Consider the following 13,934-nt stretch of genomic DNA (forward strand, 5'->3'; position numbering starts at 1 on the left):
TGTGATCAGTTACAGAGAATCTACATGCCTCGTTGTCACTAACAGGCACATATTTACTTTTCTTATATTGTTCTGGTCAATTGCTGAGCAGCAGCAATGGTGCATGTGTGTATGACTTCTATTATCATCTTTCTTGTGGCCTATATCGGCATTGCCCTCGGTAAGCTTCCCGGTCTGGCCATTGATCGCGTTGGAGTTGCTGTCATTGGGGCCATTGCCATGGTGGTAAGTGGCGGCGTTCCTACCGATTCCATTATGGCAGTCATTGATCTTCCGACTATCTTGCTCCTGTACTCGTTGATGATTATCTCTGCGCAATTGAGGTTGGGCGGCTTCTATACTTTAACTGCTCAAGCCATTATTCTCCTCTGCCGAAAACCGAAACTCTTCTTGTTAATGGTCATGTTACTCAGCAGCGGCCTCTCAGCTCTACTGGCCAATGATATAGTCTGCTTTGCTTTTACTCCGGTACTTACCACAGGGCTGCTTGCGGCAGGATTGCATCCGCTTCCATTTCTGTTGGCCCTGGCCATTGCCAGCAATATCGGTTCCGCTGCAACCATCATCGGCAATCCCCAGAATATGCTGATTGGTCAGACTGGAGGCTTGCATTTTTTTGAGTTTTCCAAATGGTGTCTGATTCCAACGCTTGTAGTCCTGGTGGTTAGCTATTTCATTGTGCTGTTACTATATCGCAAACGACTTGTATTCAGAAGTAACACGCTATCAGTTATTGAAACAATGCCGTTTCAGTCGTTTGACAAGCATCAAACAGCTAAAGGCCTGCTTGCTGTCGTCATGCTTGTCGGACTTTTTCTGTCGCCGATCCCCCGTGAACTGTCTGCACTCACCATCGCTGGAATTCTGCTTTGTAGCCGACGTATCGATTCTCGAGAGATAATGGGATTGATTGACTGGCAGTTAATTACCTTGTTCTGCGCCTTGTTTGTTATTATTGCTGGGTTCAAAGGCAGCGGCCTGCCGGAATTGATAGTCGCGAATCTCTCGGAAACAGGCATCAATTTGCAACAATTGCCTATCCTTTCACTGGTAACGCTTTTTTTATCTAATATCTTCAGCAATGTCCCTGCTGTTATCTTACTTATCACCTTCCTCGATCAGCACGTTCCAGGACAGTGGTATACTTTGGCATTGGCCAGTACCTTTGCTGGCAATTTGTTTCTGATGGGCAGTATTGCCAACCTCATTGTCGTTGAACAGGCTCAGAAATTTGGAGTCAGAATAGGAGTGGCTGATCACGCCCGCGTAGGCATTCCAGTGACCATTGCTTCATTTGCCACCCTGTTTCTTTGGATAAGTTAGGGATAAATGCTAGGAGTCTGCCGGAGAAAGTTCTTTTTTTCCATATTTGAGTTGTTTTTAGAGAAAATATTTGCGATATCAACTTGATAACTGTGCTTTTTTTTCTGAAAATGCCTTGTCTGAGAAAAAAGAGCAATTCTCCCAAAGACTCCTTGAACAGTCATTATTGCAGGCCGCTTTACTACTTTATAAATGTACCATTATTGAATTCCTCAAAAGCAACTTGTAATTCCTCTTGTGTATTCATCACGATCGGTCCGTACCAGGCAACCGGTTCGTTAAGCGGTTTTCCTGAAACAAGGAGAAAGCGGACAGGTTTTTCGATTGTTGTCACTTGAACAGTGTCACCACTCCGTTCAAAGAGCACAGCCGTCTCAGGTTCGCAGGTAGATCGACGGTCCATATCAGTCCAGCCATGGCCCACAACTTCATAAGCGTAGGGGGCGCGACAGTCGTCAAAATCGCCTGCTCCTACGAGTACATAAACAATTATAATAGTATATAGCCAACCAAACGTTTCTACGGAACCCGCAAGCAGCGGGGGCTATAGAACTTCATGTTCAAACCCACCGACTAGAAGTTGGTGGGTCTTCAGTTATTTTTCGGTACCCCTATTGGATAAAAGCACGCTTGCCCTCTTAGTCCGATGGGACCTGTTGGTCCTGTCGTGCCCATTGGTCCAATTGATCCTGTATCTCCTTTCGCTCCATTCGCTCCGGTTGCTCCAGCAGGTCCTGTAGGTCCACTCGGTCCAGCTAGTCCTGTGGGGCCAATCGGGCCAATTAATCCAATCTGTCCGGTTGCTCCAGCAGGTCCTTCAGGCCCAGTCGGCCCAGCTGGTCCAGCAGGTCCGTCAGGCCCAGTAGGTCCTTCAGGTCCAGGAGTGCCAGTTAATACTACACTCAGAGAGTATGGCACAGCAACAGGCAACGTAAAGGGCAAAGCCGTACCTATTGTGGCTGTAATATCCTGCGCTTCAAGCACATATTGCGAGGAGTTAGAATATGGAACACATGTGCTGTCACTTTCTCTGAAATACGATTGCGAGGTATTTAAAAGAGTAGTGCCAATTGTTTCATAATATTTCCCAGAATTTTTTCGGATCGTCCCAACAGCGTTGGCAATCAGGTAAGGACTTCCTGTGCAATCAGTCGATAAATATCTAATATTATCTGTTGATACATTCCCAAAATTGTCCAAATAAACGATTTTGTCATTTGATGTGATTATAATTATTGTTGAGCTTGCGTAACTGACTGAATACCCGATTAGGTTACTATCCTTGTCATACACTTCCACCGCAGCGTATGCAACACTACATAATGCTAAAAGAAAGACTCCAACTAAAAATGATCGAATAGCCATATTTGTACCTAATTTTAAAGTTATTGAAACGTGATTACCCCTAATGTTTAGCTTTATTTTTTTTGAAAGGGGTAACATTGCTGCTAGCAATTAGCTTATAATTTTCAATCATGGAATATCGCTACAGAAGTCATACAAAATGCAATAGTTTCGTCTGGGTGATATAATACCGATACCACATGCTGCAGGGGCGTCTTGCCTTGCGAGTCCGCGATTTCAGCCTCACCGACTTTTCGTCGGTGGTTGTTTGGTATAACTGATTACGGGGTTAAAAATACTGATATTTCAATTAGTTCTGAGTCATAATTGGTCGGGCGCTATTTGTTCGATCACATATTAAATGAGCAATGCCAAAGTACCTGAAAGCGACAGTTTCCGGTCCCTGATAAAGGTGTTATCTGCTAATGCTGCCCCGCATCCTCCCTTGATTTCAGAAGAATGGTCTTAATGTAACGGACGAATGAGCGGCCTGGATTATTTTGGTTATTTGTACAAACTGGCACACATCTTAATAGTGAATTTGATGCCATTTTTTCCCTTTAATGTCGATTGATAATGGTTATTATATCACGATTTATCGAAAAACCAATCCGTTATTTAATGACAACTCAACCTCAGCTTGAAAAAAACAGGGGTAGACACTCTGTGGTAGCCCATAGGCAAGGCAGCACACCTTGTAGCAAAATTTAAAAAGAGGTACCTAGAGACTCATTGGAAGCAAAATGCTTTACCTTGAGAACCGCTGACCACAAGTAGAACAGTCAGTAGTGCAGGCCGCTATACTACTTTATAAATGTACCATTATTGAATTCCTCAAAAGCAACTTGTAATTCCTCTTGTGTATTCATCACGATCGGTCCGTACCAGGCAACCGGTTCGTTAAGCGGTTTTCCTGAAACAAGGAGAAAGCGGACAGGTTGTTCGATTGTTGTCACTTGAACAGTGTCACCACTCCGTTCAAAGAGCACAACCGTCTCAGGTTCGCAGGTACATCGACGGTCCATATCAGTCCAGCCATGGCCCACAACTTCATAAGCGTAGGGGTCGCGACAGTCGTCAAAATAGCCTGCTCCTTCGAGTACATAAACAAAACTGGTATAGTCTGCGGGAGAGGGATGAGAGAATATAGTCCCTGGGGGTACAGTTATATCAAGCATTTCCGGTTCGATGACAATATCACGTACAGGTCCCTTCACACCGGCTACCTCACCGGCCACAACTTTGACCTTTACACCATTTTCTAAGACAACTTCCGGGATATCGGTTGCTTTCACCTCTCTATACCGAGGGGGCGTCATCTTTTGGTTAGCCGGAAGGTTAGCCCAGAATTGAAACCCCCACATAGTACCTGTAGGGCTTTCTTTGGGCATTTCTTGATGGATTATACCACTGCCGGCGGTCATCCACTGAACGTCTCCGGCGCCAATGACACCTGCATTGCCCATACTGTCACGATGTTCGACCAGCCCCTCCAAAATATAGGTGATGGTCTCAATGCCTCTGTGTGGATGCCATGGAAACCCTGCGAGATATTCTTCAGGATGGCTGGTATGAAAATCATCCAGCATTAAAAATGGGTCGAACTGCGGCACTTGAGAATATCCGAAGGCACGTTTGAGATGTACACCGGCACCTTCGATAGTGGGCTGGCTTTTAAAAACCTTGGCGATGCGACGAATGGTCATGCGTTTTCCTCCGGTAGCATAATGAGGTCAGAAAAATGGGACTGGTAAACTTACCAGTCAAAACACAAGAAGTTCTTAAGGGATACCCGTCTGAGCTATGTAAGTGATCACAGGTGCACCATATTTGCATGATTATGATTGCCCGCATAGATAGGCTAACGGAGTCTACGCTCACCTGCGAATAATCACGCTTGCAAAAATCTGAATCACCTGAAATCACATACAATTATGATATAGGTGAAAGCAAGGGCGGACGAACCCTGTGTTCAGTTACGAAATCAAAGATACTGGCTCTTTTAAACTCGCTATTGATGGTAGAAATGAAGTTGTTCGTAAATATTCTTTTCTCCCTGTTCGGTGTTGCTTTAGAAAAGAACAATTCACGCAATATTATGTGTATGGTATGCTTGAGCGCTATTCGCCGGAAGCGATCACGACTTTAACCCCATGGTCATGGCAGATTGAACGCAATTTTTGGGGCAATTCCCCGTCGGTAACGAAAGTGTTGATCTGTGAGATATGGCCGATACGGACCGGAGCGTTGCGGTCAAGTTTTATCAGGTCAGCCACCAGAATAACGTGTCTGGCATTGGCAATAATGGCTTGGGCAACCCGCACTTCCCGGAAATCGTAATCGAGCAGGGAGCCATCTTCATCAATGGCAGATACGCCGATAACCGCATAGTCGACCTTGAACTGGTTGATGATATCCACCGCTGCCCCGCCAACAATACCGCCGTCCATGCGACGGACCACTCCTCCGGCGATGATCAGTTCGATCCCCATAAAGTCTTTCATGATATTAACTGCATTAACGTTGTTGGTGATCACCAGCAATCCGTGGTGGTCCTTGAGGGAGTGGGCCACCTGTTCGGTTGTCGTTCCGATATTTATTAAAAGAGAACTTTTATCCGGGATCAATTGCGCCGCAGTTCTGCCAATGGCCTTTTTGCTCTCAGGGGCAAGCAGACGACGTGCCTCATAGCTGACGTTTTCAATACCTGAGCCGACAATGGCACCCCCGTGAATCCGCTGAAGCATTTGTCTCTCGCACAGATCGTTAAGATCTTTTCTTATGGTTTGAGGTGAAACCTTAAAAGATTTCGAGAGTTCTTCAACGTCGACCCTGCCATGTTCTCGGGCCAGGGTAAGGATGTTGTTTTGTCGTTCTGAGAGGTAGTTCATTGTTATCGGAAGCTATTTGCAGGAGGTCTGGCCCGTTGTTTAACGGGAAAGGTTGTTAAATGAATCTGGCGGAATTATTATGTAATTACCTGTTGAAGTCAATTTGAATTTCGAACGAAAGGCGATTATTCCAAACTTCGAAAATGATACTGTGTATTATGTTGAAGAATACGCCTAAAAACAAGTTGATGTTCTCTGGGTAAAAAAACAGCGATAGAAGGGGCACAAGTCTTTGCCGAATATACCATGATCTGCAATAAAGCTGTGGATGAGCAAATATCTGAAGTGCGGCAAACGCCATTGAGCCGATATTAATCTGTTCCGTAAGCAGGGTGGTAAGGCCCGTAGAGTAACCTTTCGCTGGGACAAGTCATAAACAGGCATGAGGAAACGTCTTCCGCCACATAATGAGACTGGTCTGTGCTCTGCGAAATGACCTGGTTGATCGCGGAGTTGATGAGCATGGCTACAAGGTCTCCTGATCCGCCTGACGCATCATCCCACAATTTTACCTGACCACTCCATATCCTTTCGCCGGTTTTCACATCAACCAGCCTTGCCGTTACCTGTACAACCGCAGCACTGTTTACAACCGTATACTTGGTGCCATATTCATTGACGACCAGGTACAGAATACTATCAGCTCCAATGATTTCATCCACCTTGTCAAGTGGGATCTGGTGCATTTCGCCTGGGGTCGGCATTCCGTTTTCTTTCAGGAATTGATCGATAACCGCTACTGGAAAAACGTAATATCCCATTTCTGCCAAAGGTTTGCTCACAGTGGAAAGTACTGAATAGCTCGCTTTGAGATCAGTACTTTCGTTGAGCGGTGGCAAAACCAGGATTGAGCGCGGGTGGCGTTCACGAAAAGCAGTATAATCAGGGGGAGGGCCGGGGGTGGCGCAACCGGAAAGTATGAAAACAGTTGACAAAAAGAGGCCTGTGATTTTACGCATCCTGTCCCTTTATTTGTGTTATGAAACGGTTCATTAATGCCGCTGATTCGGGAAAAGCCTGTTTTTCTGCTTCAAACGACTGTGTCGCCAAATCATACTTTCCCTGCATAAAGTAGAGGTATCCCAGATGAGCTCGAAAACCAGGGGGAAGCGGAAGCCCTTTTGATCTGGCTACCTCTATATCAGCTTCCATTTTTTCAATCTGATTGGAGGCTGATGCCTCATCCGGCTCACAATAGGTGTTGTACACCTGGCTCTCGTAACTTCCCCAATGGTAGAGATTCCTGTTTCCTGTGGCGCATCCGGAAAGAAGAAAGGCTGCAAGCAGACAGAAGAGTAGAATTACACCTTTTATTTCAGCCATTAACAGGGTTCCATTTGCCAGATTCCATGCCTTCAACAAGATGATTCACAGCCTCACGTATGGCCAGGTCCAGCACTTTCCCATTCAATGTAGAATCATACCCTGCTGTTCCGCCTGTTCCGAGAATTTCTCGATTGCTAAGCGTATATTCACCTGCTCCCTGAACTGAAAAGACAACCCCTGACGTCTTTACGTCAACAATGTTAAGTGTCACTTTTGCATAGGCGCTCTGTTGTTTGCCTGCACCCAGTATGCCGAACAGTTGTACGTCGCCGATCTGTTTGCGGCCAAACTCGGTCACCTGTCCGGTTACGACATATTTCGCACCAGCTACGTTTTGCTTGGTTCCTTGCAGTGCAGCTTCCCGGGCGAGTTCTTCCATGTTGGACCTGTCAAGCACATTAAATCTTCCGGTCTGTTGTAAATGGGAAATGAGAATAGTCTTGGATTGGCTGCCAAGCCGATCAATCCCGTCGGAAAAAAGTCCTCTCATGTATTCAGACCGGTTATCGAATTTACCTACAGCCAGAGCAGTCTTGGCACCGTAATACACTGTGTTGGCAGAGGTGACCTGGGTTGGCTGAACCACTTGATTTGTTTCTGTTGCACATCCTGACAGGATAGCTACAAGCACAAACCATGAAATTATACAAAAAGGTTTCTCGAACAGGGCTCTGAATAGATGAAGATATCGTGCTGTCATGCTTTTATCCATTTGTATAGGTTGCTTATTCTGTGAGAGTCAAGATATTTTTCTGATCTGATCACAGTGCCATTATTATTGTGTTTTTGCAAGAAGAGCGCTTTTTCCCCCTTTGCCTCTTGGTCGATCAACCAGGGAAAAACCATTTTCCAATGCTGTATCAATGCTTTTACCAAAAGCGGTGTAATTGACATGAAAATGTGGTTCAACCACCAGCATTTTCCCTCCCTTGCGCAAGGCCTGTTGCACCTGTCGAAAGAATATCTGTTGGTCTGGAGTTTCATGCACCATATAGTATGCCAGAATAAAATCTGCCTGTATGTCTGGGGATAGATCCAGGCTATGTGGCTGGCACTGGTGGAGGAAAACCCGTTTTCTCAGTGCTGTATTGGTGAGTTTTTTGTCTACAATGCTCAGCATTTCCGCCTGAAGGTCAACGGCAATCACCTTGCCATGTTCTCCTGTCATTTCAGCCATGGGAAGGGTGAAAAAACCAGGGCCGCAGCCCAGGTCTATAATTGTATCCCCCTGCGTTATATATTGTCCCACCATTTTTCCGGGTGGTTGAAGCATTCGTCGAAAAATATTATCGAGGGTGAAGGCGTAACGGTGACTGCAGATACTATTATCAGATTCGAAGCCTTTCATGAAAACTCCTTATTATAGAATATCTGTAACTGCTTTGAGGGATTCCCGGCCCCCGACAAGCCTGGTGAGTCACTGGCAGGAAAAGAGTTGGGCAACTCATATCTACTGGAAGCCTGTGACTACTTATGAAAACAGCAACTTTACGGTCGGGTGCTTAAGTATTTTTCAGGATATCAGTGCGCAAGTAAAGTTCCGGCATGAAGTATCCTATTTTACGCAACCCTAAAATCAGCCTTGACGACACTGGAGAGAAAGTGTTTTCTAGTCTGATGAATTGTGAAGAAAGAGCTGAATAGAATGTGAATGGAGATAAATAATACCAGCACCATACCTGTTGAGCAATGCTATTATTCCGCTTCTCTCTTTTATAGAGAATGACAATGTTGTCCTGATGCGTTTGAATTCATTTTCACCTTAATACTGAAGTCCTTTTCCAGCACCCATGATAAAATTTCCCTTTTCCATAAGTCTTGGCCAGAAGATTCTTATAATCATAGGATGCTATGTGTTTGGTCTCCTGTCCATGTTCGTTATTTCTCAAAAAGATTTAAAAACGGTTTCTGAAAAGCTGGAGGTCATAGAGCTTGCCTATGGCCTGAATAATGTGGTGTTGGAAATACGAAGGTATGAAAAGAATTTTTTCCTGTATGAAACCACCGAAGCTCTGGAAAGTAACAAACATCATCTTAAAGATGGGATCGCAAGCGTTGAGCATATGGAAGCCAGCGGAGCAAAATTAAAGGCTCAGCCTCTCTTTCGTCAGTTGAAACAGACGCTTGAAAAGTATCAGGAAGCCATGGCGGAATTATCAAGGGGATTCTATGAAACCTATGTCATCGAGCAGGGGGAACTAACGGATAATATCAGAGCCTATGGACAGGAAATGGTGGAGCTGAGTGACAAGCTTGTGGGGTTTGAGCATTCGCAGATCCAGTCAATTTTAGGGGAGCTTTCCAGGCAGTTGGTTATCTGGTCTTTGGTCGCCCTACTCATAGGAATTATTATTCCCATTCTTATGTCGTTCAATGTGTTGCGTCCGCTCCAGATTATTAAAGAGGCCACCCGGTCCATAGCCAAGGGCGAATTTAAAAAAGTCTCTGTGCTGAATACCCGTGACGAGATGCAGCAGGTATTGGAAGCGTTCAATACCATGGTCGGGGAACTGGAGCGGAGACAGGATCAGCTGGTTCAGTCGCAAAAATTGTCTTCCATAGGTACCCTGAGCGCAGGTATTGCCCATCAGCTGAATAATCCACTTAATAATATTTATACTTCTTGTCAGATAGCCCGCAGCGATTTCGATACATCAGACCCTGATTTCATTAAACAGATGTTGAAAAATATTGATCAGGAAACTTCCCGTGCCCGTGGCATCGTTCTCAGTCTGCTGGAGTTTGCCAGGGAAAAAGAATTTACCCTGCGTATGGAAAACCTGAAGGATATCATTAACAGGGCGGTTCAGCTGGTCCGCAGTCAGGTTCCAGCCTCTATCAAGGTGTCTGTTGAAGTTCCCCGTAAGCTGAATTTACCCATGGACTCCCAACGTATGCAGGAGGTTTTTCTCAATCTAATCATCAATGCCTGCCAGGCTATTCATGGTCCCGGTTCTATTGATATTTCTGCCCGGATTTCTCCTGATGGAAAAAATACGGTAATCAGTGTTCACGATAGTGGCGATGGGGTTTCGAAAGAAATTCGGGATCGTTTGTTTGATCCGTTTTTCACGACCAAGGATGAGGGCATGGGTACAGGTCTCGGACTGTCTATCACCTATGGTATCATTCAAAAGCATAACGGCGAAATCACCGTTGAAAGCGCCCGGGGAGAGGGAACAACCTTTCTCATTACTCTTCCCATGCATACTGAGATGAGCAGGGAGTAGACTGCAGAGACCATGGAGTTGAAAATACTTGTTGTAGATGACGAACCCATCGCCCGGGACAATATCGTTTATATGTTGCAAAAAGACGGGCTCTATGAGGTTGCTTCAGCGGAAAACGGTGACCAGGCTATCGGCCTCTTAAAAAAACAGGAATATGCCCTGATTCTTACCGACCTGCGAATGCAGGGGCAGGATGGCATGGCTGTATTAACGACAGCAAAATCACTCTGGCCGGATACAGAGGTCATTGTCATTACCGGGTATGCTACCATTGATACTGCTGTTGAGGCCATGCGCAAAGGCGCCTATTATTATCTGGCTAAGCCCGTTCAGATTGATGAGCTCATGGTTCTGGTCCAAAAGGCCCTGGAGAAAAGGGGGCTTAAGCTGGAAATTATGCGTCTGCGACAGCAGGTCGCCGCGCAGTCCGGAGCAACGAAAATTATCGGAAACTGTCCAACCACCCAGCTCCTTAAAGAAACCATAAAGCAGGTTGCACAGCTTGACTGTAACGTCTTGATACAGGGAGAAACGGGAACCGGTAAGGAGTTGGTAGCCAAAGTCATCCATGAGCTCAGTCCCAGGGCATCACAACGATTTGTGGCTTTCAACTGTGGCGCGTTTACCGAAGAACTGATCACTTCTGAACTTTTCGGCCATGAAAAGGGCGCGTTTACCGGTGCTTCGCAAGTGAAAAAAGGTTTGCTTGAGCTGGCTGATGGCGGAACTGTATTTTTTGATGAAATCGGAGAATTGTGCCTTGCCATGCAGGTTAAATTGCTCCGTGTTCTCCAGGAACGGACTTTTCGCCGGGTTGGTGGAACCAAGGAAATATCCGTGGATGTCCGGATACTGGCAGCCACTAATAAGGATTTGAAGAAAGAATCCCAGGAAGGGAGTTTTCGTCAGGATCTTTTTTATCGCCTGGACGTCCTGGCCATCCAGGTACCTTCCCTGGCCGAGCGCAGGGAAGACATTCCGCTGCTGATCAACCATTTTCTCGCTAAACATGCTCCTAATATTTCTGCGATTCCCAAAATATCCAGGGAGGTCATGGACAGCCTTCTTGCTTATCAGTATCCAGGTAATATTCGCGAGTTGGAAAATATTGCACAACGGCTTTTACTCCCCAACAGTGGCGATGTTCTGGCCTCTGTAACTGGTGAGAGTTTCATCGCAGATACGTTTGTTCCTCAAAATGATGGCGTTACCGACTGGCCGTCCCTTGAAGAACACGAGAAACAATATATTCTGCAGGTGCTTGATGAGGTTGAAGGCAATAAATCCAAGGCAGCAAAAATTCTGCAGATTGACCGGGTGTCCCTGTGGCGTAAAATTAAACGCTATGGTCTTGACCAGCCGGGATAAACGGACTCGCATAGGGCAGGAGCCCGCAGGTATGGTGCTGCAAGCTCACTGTAGGGTAACTTTTCACGTGGGCTGTGTTTTTACCAGCAGAAGTGCGTGAAGGTCTTCGCTGTCCAGGCTGCCCTTGGATAGGATATTTCAGCTTTATGCCCTATTCAGCAGTATTGGTATCATTTTGTCAACATGGTCTACCAGGACCACCTCCAATCCATCCCGCAGTTCCTGGGGAATGGTTTCCACCTCTTCACCATTAGCCTCGGGAAGATACACGGTAGTGATTCCCGAACGTTGCGCAGCAAGAAGTTTTTCCCGAATGCCGCTTACCGGCAGAACGCGGCCGCTCAGGGAAAGCTCACCGGTCATGGCTATATCGCGTTTGGATGGCGTTTGGGTGAGGAGTGAGAGAAGGGCTGCAAAAATGGTTATTCCAGCTGACGGCCCGTCTTTTGAGACCGCTCCTGCAGGAAAATGAATGTGGATGTCATACTCATGAAACATCTGCTGCTCGATATTAAATTCAGCAGCACGGCTCCTGATAAGACTGAGTACCGTTTGCGCGGATTCCTGAAGGATTTCTCCCAGCGAACCTGTCAGGATAAGCCTGCCGTTTCCCTTCATGGAGACTGATTCCACTGAGATTGTTTCTCCGCCAGTGGCTGACCAGACCAGTCCAGTGGTTATCCCGATCTTGGGTTCTTTTTCTGCAGCGTCCTTGAAAAATTTTCTTGGCCCCAGGAATTCCTTGATCATATCACTACGGATTTCGTGCTCCACAGACTGATCTGGTGAACTGAGTTTGTTAAATGCCAGTTTTCTACAGATAGTCGCAACCTCTCTTTCAAGATTACGCAATCCTGATTCCTTAGTGTATTCAGTAACTATTTTGGTAATGGCTTCCGGTTGGAAGCTGATGGGTTCCCTGTCAAGTCCTGCTGCTTTCAACTGTCGTGGTATAATGAACTTACGCGCTATTTGGTTTTTTTCCCGTTCTGTATATCCTGAGAATTCTATGACCTCCATGCGGTCTCGCAAGGGGCCTGGCAATTGGCTGAGGTCGTTTGCCGTGGCAATGAACATAATCCTGGAGAGGTTAAACGGTACATCCAGATAATGGTCCATAAACCGAACATTCTGCTCAGGATCAAGGACCTCCAGCATAACAGAACCGGGATCCCCCCGGAAATCTTTACCAATCTTGTCCAGCTCATCCAGCATAAAAACCGGGTTGTTTACACCTACTCGCTTCAGCTCATTTATTATTCGCCCAGGCATTGCCCCAACATATGTACGTCTGTGCCCTCGCAACTCAGCTTCGTCACGCAGACCGGCTAGAGAAACCCGTATAAACTGCATATGTAGGGCTTCGGCAATGGCTCGCCCAACGGTCGTTTTACCAGTACCCGGAGGGCCAGTAAAACAGAGGATGGGGCCTTTACTTATTTCATTGGTGCGTTTTATACGAAGCGTTTCTTCAACGGTCTTTTTAAGTTCATTTAGATTAACCGGTTTGCCGAGATAATGCGCTGCACCGTTTTTTAATGCTTTCACTGCAGAATCAACAGTGGCAAATCCGGTGACCAGAATCATTGGGATATCCTGATAAGACTGATTGACCCTGTCAAGCAACTCCAGGCCATCCATCTGGTCCATTTTCAGGTCGCTGATAATGAGATCTATATCTTCTTTTTGCAGAATTTCCAGGGCTTCGACACCATTGGTTGCGCATTTGCAGACATATCCGGCTTTGCCGAGAAAATGATCCATATTTGCCCGGGCAATGTCTTCATCATCTACCAGTAAAATTGTCTGGGCAACTGTTTCTCGTAATGTTTTTGCTGCCAGAAATTCCAGGATACGCTGCTTAACCTGGTTCAGGCCAAAGTGCCGTTCATCCAGAATAGCTGCTGCTCGTTGCAGGTTGAGGTGTCCCTGGGTGAAGGTGTTCCATGGAAGAGCTAGGATCAGGTCAATGTAGTTGAGGCTGACCCCATATTCGGCGAGGCCGGGGTCTGATTTTTCCAGTCGTTCAAGCTCTCGGTGGATGGCTTCACTCGCAGGTTGTGGCAGGTCAGCCTTTGCGATTCTGGCTTTGAGCTCATCCAGGTGAGAATCTTCAACTTCCTGCTCCGGGGCAGGCTCAACGTGCGCGTCCTTTTTTTTAAAGAACATCTTGGGGACTCCCTAGTGCGATAATGGCTGGTAGCCGTTTACCAGCAACCCATTTTCGTTCAAACAGGCCTCATCGCTCTAGTTGTCTTTGGGAGGAGGCCTGTTTGAACGCACCTGGAGTACTGGACAAACGATTACAGATATCGGGTTATGCCTGTTTGTTCATACCCCGGTGAACTGTTGTTGTATTTGCCCCCCTGACAAGAGCACCGCTTGGAGATAACCAGATGCAGTTGGTTGATGGTGCTCATGTCAGGCTGAAGAGGGATACGATCAAGATCGT

Annotated in this window: 12 protein-coding genes; 3 read left to right on the top strand and 9 right to left on the bottom strand. The window is 46.3% G+C overall.

What is annotated here, in order from left to right; translation table 11 throughout:
- Positions 1-111: 111 nt before the first annotated feature.
- Positions 112-1,323, top strand: coding sequence for an SLC13 family permease (locus tag G493_RS0114210; RefSeq protein ID WP_035274555.1), 1,212 nt, complete (start codon positions 112-114; stop codon positions 1,321-1,323).
- 181 nt (positions 1,324-1,504) lie between these two features.
- Here G493_RS0114210 and G493_RS0114220 read toward each other — a convergent pair whose 3' ends face one another.
- From G493_RS0114220 to G493_RS0114255, 8 genes are all read right to left on the bottom strand, one after another.
- A complete protein-coding gene (locus tag G493_RS0114220; RefSeq protein ID WP_028580936.1) occupies positions 1,505-1,747 on the bottom strand; it encodes a pirin-like C-terminal cupin domain-containing protein in 243 nt (80 codons plus the stop codon).
- A 167-nt stretch (positions 1,748-1,914) separates the two neighbouring features.
- Positions 1,915-2,766 carry a collagen-like protein gene (locus G493_RS34660; RefSeq protein ID WP_051309309.1) on the bottom strand — a complete coding sequence of 284 codons (852 nt, stop codon included), beginning with the start codon at positions 2,764-2,766 and terminating at the stop codon, positions 1,915-1,917.
- A 704-nt stretch (positions 2,767-3,470) separates the two neighbouring features.
- Complete coding sequence (locus G493_RS0114230; RefSeq protein WP_028580937.1) at positions 3,471-4,373, bottom strand: pirin family protein; 903 nt, start codon at positions 4,371-4,373, stop codon at positions 3,471-3,473.
- 414 nt (positions 4,374-4,787) lie between these two features.
- A complete protein-coding gene (locus G493_RS0114235; protein WP_028580938.1) occupies positions 4,788-5,558 on the bottom strand; it encodes a DeoR/GlpR family DNA-binding transcription regulator in 771 nt (256 codons plus the stop codon).
- Between the two features lie 311 nt (positions 5,559-5,869).
- Complete coding sequence (locus G493_RS0114240) at positions 5,870-6,517, bottom strand: DUF799 domain-containing protein (RefSeq protein ID WP_028580939.1); 648 nt, start codon at positions 6,515-6,517, stop codon at positions 5,870-5,872.
- Complete coding sequence (locus tag G493_RS0114245; RefSeq protein ID WP_051309310.1) at positions 6,510-6,881, bottom strand: DUF4810 domain-containing protein; 372 nt, start codon at positions 6,879-6,881, stop codon at positions 6,510-6,512. The genes G493_RS0114240 and G493_RS0114245 overlap by 8 nt, the downstream gene beginning before the upstream one ends.
- Positions 6,874-7,584, bottom strand: a complete 711-nt coding sequence (locus tag G493_RS0114250) for a CsgG/HfaB family protein (protein WP_051309314.1) — start codon at positions 7,582-7,584, stop codon at positions 6,874-6,876. Before G493_RS0114250 ends, G493_RS0114245 begins: the two co-directional genes overlap by 8 nt.
- Before the next feature lie 75 nt (positions 7,585-7,659).
- Complete coding sequence (locus G493_RS0114255; protein WP_035274535.1) at positions 7,660-8,232, bottom strand: class I SAM-dependent methyltransferase; 573 nt, start codon at positions 8,230-8,232, stop codon at positions 7,660-7,662.
- A gap of 442 nt (positions 8,233-8,674) precedes the next feature.
- Here G493_RS0114255 and G493_RS0114260 point away from each other — a divergent pair, with 442 nt between their 5' ends.
- Both G493_RS0114260 and G493_RS0114265 read left to right on the top strand, forming a co-directional pair.
- Positions 8,675-10,114, top strand: coding sequence for a sensor histidine kinase (locus G493_RS0114260; protein WP_028580943.1), 1,440 nt, complete (start codon positions 8,675-8,677; stop codon positions 10,112-10,114).
- A 12-nt stretch (positions 10,115-10,126) separates the two neighbouring features.
- Positions 10,127-11,482, top strand: a complete 1,356-nt coding sequence (locus G493_RS0114265; RefSeq protein ID WP_028580944.1) for a sigma-54-dependent transcriptional regulator — start codon at positions 10,127-10,129, stop codon at positions 11,480-11,482.
- A gap of 144 nt (positions 11,483-11,626) precedes the next feature.
- Here G493_RS0114265 and lon read toward each other — a convergent pair whose 3' ends face one another.
- Positions 11,627-13,651, bottom strand: a complete 2,025-nt coding sequence (gene lon / locus G493_RS0114270; protein ID WP_028580945.1) for an endopeptidase La — start codon at positions 13,649-13,651, stop codon at positions 11,627-11,629.
- Between the last annotated feature and the right edge of the window lie 283 nt (positions 13,652-13,934).

The organism is Desulfogranum japonicum DSM 18378 (assembly GCF_000429945.1).
In the GTDB taxonomy this organism is placed as follows: Bacteria; Desulfobacterota; Desulfobulbia; order Desulfobulbales; family Desulfobulbaceae; genus Desulfogranum; species Desulfogranum japonicum.

What these genes read in the sequence shown, in the direction of transcription:
- G493_RS0114250 (WP_051309314.1), bottom strand. Translation starts at nt 7,584, where the DNA reads ATGACAGCACGATATCTTCATCTATTCAGAGCCCTGTTCGAGAAACCT.
- G493_RS0114210 (WP_035274555.1), top strand. Translation starts at nt 112, where the DNA reads ATGACTTCTATTATCATCTTTCTTGTGGCCTATATCGGCATTGCCCTC.
- G493_RS0114230 (WP_028580937.1), bottom strand. Translation starts at nt 4,373, where the DNA reads ATGACCATTCGTCGCATCGCCAAGGTTTTTAAAAGCCAGCCCACTATC.
- G493_RS34660 (WP_051309309.1), bottom strand. Translation starts at nt 2,766, where the DNA reads ATGTTACCCCTTTCAAAAAAAATAAAGCTAAACATTAGGGGTAATCAC.
- G493_RS0114255 (WP_035274535.1), bottom strand. Translation starts at nt 8,232, where the DNA reads ATGAAAGGCTTCGAATCTGATAATAGTATCTGCAGTCACCGTTACGCC.
- G493_RS0114260 (WP_028580943.1), top strand. Translation starts at nt 8,675, where the DNA reads ATGATAAAATTTCCCTTTTCCATAAGTCTTGGCCAGAAGATTCTTATA.
- G493_RS0114240 (WP_028580939.1), bottom strand. Translation starts at nt 6,517, where the DNA reads ATGCGTAAAATCACAGGCCTCTTTTTGTCAACTGTTTTCATACTTTCC.
- G493_RS0114265 (WP_028580944.1), top strand. Translation starts at nt 10,127, where the DNA reads ATGGAGTTGAAAATACTTGTTGTAGATGACGAACCCATCGCCCGGGAC.
- G493_RS0114235 (WP_028580938.1), bottom strand. Translation starts at nt 5,558, where the DNA reads ATGAACTACCTCTCAGAACGACAAAACAACATCCTTACCCTGGCCCGA.
- G493_RS0114245 (WP_051309310.1), bottom strand. Translation starts at nt 6,881, where the DNA reads ATGGCTGAAATAAAAGGTGTAATTCTACTCTTCTGTCTGCTTGCAGCC.
- lon (WP_028580945.1), bottom strand. Translation starts at nt 13,651, where the DNA reads ATGTTCTTTAAAAAAAAGGACGCGCACGTTGAGCCTGCCCCGGAGCAG.